The sequence below is a fragment of the Rheinheimera sp. genome (assembly GCF_036568245.1).
Lineage (GTDB): Bacteria > Pseudomonadota > Gammaproteobacteria > Enterobacterales > Alteromonadaceae > Alishewanella.
Window position 1 is genome coordinate 1 of record NZ_DATCSY010000405.1, and the last position, 5,498, is coordinate 5,498.

Here is a 5,498-nt window from a genome sequence, read left to right on the forward strand (position 1 = left end):
CCATAGTGGCGCTGTCAAAGCTGGCTGAAGGTCGCTGTGGCAGATCATTGCTTTGCTGCACCCCGCAGTAATGCAGGGTTTTTTGCACAACCTCTGCAACAGAAAAAGGTTTTGCAATATGGTCCTGCATGCCCGCAGCAAAACAAGCTGCTTTATCTGTTGGCAGGGCATTGGCAGTCATTGCCACTATGGGTAAATCAGCCAGCTGTAACTGCTGGCGGATAAGTCTGGTGACCTGATAGCCATCCATTTCCGGCATCTGGATATCCATCAGGATCAGATCATAGCGCCCCGGTTGTTCTTGCAGCATCGTCAGCGCTTGTGGACCACTACCTGCGACATCAATAGTCGCCCCCTGATCCTGTAACAGTTCTGTTGCCACCAGTTGGTTGGTAAGATTGTCTTCAACCAGCAGCAGTGTCAGACCTGTCAGTGGCTTAGTGTTGCTTTGTGTCTGGTTGTGCGCCGGTAACACTGAGTCACCGCTGAGAATCGCCTGCACGGTATTTAGCATCATATCGTGCGTCACAGGTTTCATCAGGAAGCCGTCTAACAGCTGCTGATAGCTGACACTGTGTTTGGTCAGCACTTCTCTGCCATAAGCTGTAATCATGACAACCAGTGGCGGCGTCTGCGCCTGATTGGTCTGTTTCAGGTGATGGGCAAATTCCAGGCCATTCATACCCGGCATGCGCCAATCAACAAACAGAATGGCGTAAGGTTGTCCTGACACATACGCCTGATCCAGCAGCGGTAAAGCTTGTTGCGCATCCCGTGCGGTATCTGCCTGCCAGCCAAATGACTCTGCCATTTCCTGCAGGATCAGTCTGGCGTTGTCGTTGTCATCCACAATCAGCACTTTCAGCGCAGACGGCAGCATCGTAAGTGCTGGGTGCTGTGTAATGTCGCCTTCTTCCGCGCGCTTAACCAGAATGTCAAACTCGAAGGTGCTGCCGTGACCGGGCTCGCTTTGTACACTGATACTGCCGCCCATCAGACTGACCAGCCGCTTACTGATCGCCAGGCCCAAACCTGTTCCACCGTAACGCCGGCTGATAGACGATTCTGCTTGATGAAAACCGCTGAAAATAGCCTGTTGTTGCTCCGCTGTCATACCGATGCCGGTATCTGAAACGGCACAGTGCAAGGTCAGCATATTGCCTTCAGCAGGTTTGGCAGCGATGCTGATAATGACTTCGCCGCTTTCGGTAAACTTAATGGCATTGCCTGCCAGGTTGAGTAATACCTGCTTAAACCGCAGGCTGTCACCAATAATGTGCTGCGGCACATCGGCGGCGATATGAAACAGCACTTCCAGTTCTTTATCTGAGCTTCCTGATGACAGAATAATGCCGATATCCTGCATCAATGTCGGCAAACTGAAGGGATGTGGGTCGAGCTCGAGCTTGCCAGCTTCTACTTTTGAAAAATCCAGAATATCATTCAGCAGCGCCAGCAGTGATTTGGCTGCACGTTGAGTTCGGTCGATATAGTCACTCTGGCGTTTATCCAGATGGGTATTGGCGACTAACTGCAACAGACCCAGAATCGCATTCATTGGAGTACGGATTTCATGGCTCATATTTGCCAGGAAATCAGATTTCGCTTTGCTGGCAATTTCTGCTTGTTCTTTTGCCTGGGCCAGCTCAGTCTCGCGTTTAAGCTGCTCGGTTAAATCAAAGGCAATGCCAAGAAAGCCGGTCAGGTTACCATGTTCATCCATCAGCGCACTGACGTTCAGCCTAACCTGTACCTGCTCTCCCGTTTTGGTGACGTAGGTCCAGCGGTTGATATCCTGCAGACCAAGACGCGCTTTTGCCACAAAGGTGTCAAAACCTGCTGGTACAACCCGGCCCAACTCGTTGCTCAGTAAAGCAGCCCGCTCAGCGACTTCGTCTGCCAGGTGAAAAATACCCGGTGACTTGATTGCTAGCACCTCTGACGCCTGATATCCCAGTAAGCGCTCTGCTGCAGGGTTAAATGCCGTAATAATCCCCTGGGTATCCGTGGCGATAATCGCATAGCCGGCACCTTTTAAAATGCTGCGCTGCAACGTGCTAACACGAGAGATCTCGGCAGTACGCAAAGCCACTTGCTGCTCAAGTTCTGCATTGGCCTGCTTCAGCAGTTTTTCTTCTATCCTCGCCAGTTCAATTTTGTGTTTTGCCAGCTGACGGCGACGCAACAGCAGCAACTGCGCTAAAAATACGATCAGCGTCAGTAGTGCCGTCATGCCGAGAATTTCCCGGAACAAGCTGCGATCTGACGGTAGCTGCAACGCTGTAATAAAACCTGCCGTAGGTGTTAATGCCAGCTGCCATTGCCGGCCAAACAAATTCAGCTCTTGCTGCTGTTGATAGACAAGGTGCTGCTCAGGTGCCTGGCCGTACTGAAAGAAAGTTAACTGCTGATGTTCTGTACTGTCGGTAATTCTGAGCATTACATCGTCGCGCAAGCCGCTGACAGTGCTTAGCACTTCATCAATCAGAATAGACGCATAGCTCCAGCCATAAAGCTGACGCAAACGTTGCTCGGGTTCAGCAGCAGGAGCGGATGATAAGTAGACCGGCATCAGAATTAAAAAGCCCTGCTGGGTTTTCTGATTAGCCTGCACTAATGTGATTGGCGCAGTCAGGCGGATGTCATTATTCAAAGCGGCATCAAGAGCTGCTTTGCGCCGCATCGGCTCAGATCCTATATCGAGCCCGACGGCTTCACTGTTGCGCGCTTCCGGCTCGATATACTGAATGACAAACAAACTGTGTTGATGTGGTTGTAACTGCCTAATGTTAAAGCTGTAATCCGGCCTTTCCTGCGCCATTCTCTGCAGGAAATTTTCCTTTTGTTCTGGTGTAATATGACGGATCAGGCCAAAGCCTCTGGCGCCGGGAAACTCCAGTTTATAATCGCGGCTTCGGGTGTATGTCTGCATATCCTGGTAGCTGAACCGTTCGGGAGAAATTGTCATCACAGCACCACGGGTTCCCCGTAAACCATACTGGTATAAGGTGACTTTTTCGCGCACCCCATCCGTTATCAGCTGCAGACGCTGCATTACCGCTTGCTGAATTCGCTGCCGCTGCTCTGCTTTTTGCTGCGCGGCATAGTGAGAGGCCGTGATATATCCGGCGACTAAAATAGCCAGAGGCAGCCACAGCGACAGGATCAGGCTACGTAGATTAATGGTGCTGCGAATGGCTGTTTGCATCATTTGGGGTTGGACCTGTGCTCTGCTGGCAAAAACGGCTGCAGTATAACGGCCGCGGCGGTAAAGTTTAATGCAAATACCTGTTGGCTAAAGTTGTCAGCTACTGCAGTCGTCAGCAACTGTTTAAGCTGATCCTGGCCATTCTGTACCAAGGCACAGGCCTGCATATCCTGCTGGCGCAGTAAATAATACAACTGAACTAAGTCCAGTCCAGCCTGCTCAGGTGGGACATCACTTTGCAGTTTAGTAATTTCTTGCTGCAAAGCGGCGCAGCTTTGGCGGTAGATTGAAATAAACCCGGTTAAATCGGCTTCCGAAATTGGTTGCTGTTGTTCCAGCGCAAGCTCTAGAGTTTTACTGACATGTGCCAAATCTTCAGCACCCAAAGTAGCGTAACCGCCGCGGATTTTATGCAGGGTTTGCTGTAACTCCTGCCGTTGCTGTGCCTGAGCATAGCTTTGTATCTGGCTGATATTTTTTTCAGCATCAGCCAATAATGTACTGATCATACGAATCAGCTGTGGCTGATGTTGTTGCGACATAGACAGCACAGCCTGGAGTCTGGTGTGATTAATCAGTGCCATTGTTGTAATCCTGTTACCGGGTATCATTAACAGTTAAGCCGTTATTGGCATTTTTATCATACTTCGTCAGTGATTTATTTAATTTCCGTATAGTTTTTCTGTTGATGCTGCACTATAACCAAGATCGGTAAGTATGCAGGATGCAGAATCTATGGCAGTATCAGAAACAGAAAAGCAGGTGATCCTGATAGTTGATGATCAGACAGGGAATATCGCACTGCTCAGTGACATTCTGAGCGACCTGGGAGATATCTATTTTGTTGTAGACAGTACACAGGCATACGATAAAGCCTTGGAGTTACAGCCGGATGTCATTTTGCTGGACATCGAGATGCCGCAACTTAATGGTTTTGAGGTCTGTCAGCAGTTAAAAAACAGCCCTTTGACCTGCGATATTTCTGTCATTTTTATTTCAGCCCTGACAGAGGCTGAGTTTGAATTCAATTCCCTCTCTTACGGTGCGGTAGACTTTATCGCCCGCCCATTCAACCGTGAAATATGCCGCTTACGGGTGCATAACCATTTAATATTGCAACAACAAGCCAGAGCATTAAAACTCAGCCAGCAGCAAATATATGCCGAAAAGCAGCAACTGCAGGTGACATTGAATTCTATCGGTGATGCGGTGATCGCGACAGATGTTGATGGTTGTATCACCTTTATGAACCCGATTGCTGAGCGGATGGCCGGTTGGCGGGCATCGGAAGCGGCAGGCAAACATATCACTGACGTAATGCAATTGCGGGATGCAGACAGTAAGCAGGCCAGCACCAACCCGATAATGCTGGCATTGTCAGAAAAACGCATCGTAGCAATGGCGCTGAATTGCGAGTTAGTCAATCGCAATTCTGCTGAAGCTATACCGGTGGAAGATTCTGCCGCACCTATTTTTGATATTAATGGCGATATGCTTGGCGCCATTATCGTGTTTCATGATGTCGGGCAAGCCAGAGCTCTGGCTACCAAAATGAGCTTTCTGGCCAATCATGATCAACTGACCGGGTTACCAAACCGGGTGCTACTGAATGACCGGATCCATCAGGCTTGTCGTCTTGCTGCCATGATAGAACGTCAGGTTGGCATTATTCTGCTGGACATCGACCAATTTAAATACCTGAATGATTCGCTGGGGCATCAACTGGGCGATGCGTTGCTACTGATGCTGGTGAAGCGGCTGCAAACCGTGCTGGAAGCCGATCATACGTTGGCGCGTATTGGCGGCGACGAGTTTGTACTGATATACCCTGATATTGCCCATATTGAGCAGATCAGTATTCTGGCGCAGAACATTCACCGGGTAATGCGCCAGCCATTTGATATTGATGGTAAAAAATACTCAATGTCGTTGAGTATGGGGATCAGCCTGTATCCGACCGATTCTGCCAGTGAAGAAGAGCTGATGCGCCACGCTGACGTTGCACTGTTTAAAGCGAAGCAGGAAGGCCGCAACCGCTACTGCTTTTTCTCTGAAGAGCTTGGGCAGCGTATGTTAGAGCGGCATCAGCAAGAGCAGCATTTACGTAACGCGATAGAACATAACAGGCTCGAGGTATACTTTCAGCCTAAAGTTGCGCTCGAAACAGGCCGCATCATAGGTGCTGAAGCGCTGGTTCGGATCCGCTCTGAAGACGGAAAAATGGTTTCACCGGCAGATTTTATTCCGTTGGCAGAGGAGACCGGGCTGATTGTACCTCTGGGCAAAGCGG

Annotated in this window: 3 protein-coding genes; 1 reads left to right on the forward strand and 2 read right to left on the reverse strand. The window is 49.7% G+C overall.

The annotated features are described in order from the left end of the window. A partial coding sequence (locus tag VIN66_RS18365) for a CHASE domain-containing protein (protein ID WP_331925334.1) occupies window positions 1-3,211 on the reverse strand: 3,211 nt, incomplete at its 3' end. Continuing rightward, complete coding sequence (locus VIN66_RS18370) at window positions 3,208-3,792, reverse strand: Hpt domain-containing protein (RefSeq protein ID WP_331925335.1); 585 nt, start codon at window positions 3,790-3,792, stop codon at window positions 3,208-3,210. The genes VIN66_RS18370 and VIN66_RS18365, both read right to left, overlap by 4 nt. A gap of 151 nt (window positions 3,793-3,943) precedes the next feature. Between VIN66_RS18370 and VIN66_RS18375 the strand changes: the two genes are divergently transcribed. Then, window positions 3,944-5,498 (forward strand): GGDEF/EAL domain-containing response regulator (locus VIN66_RS18375; protein ID WP_331925336.1); only part of this gene is annotated, 1,555 nt, incomplete at its 3' end.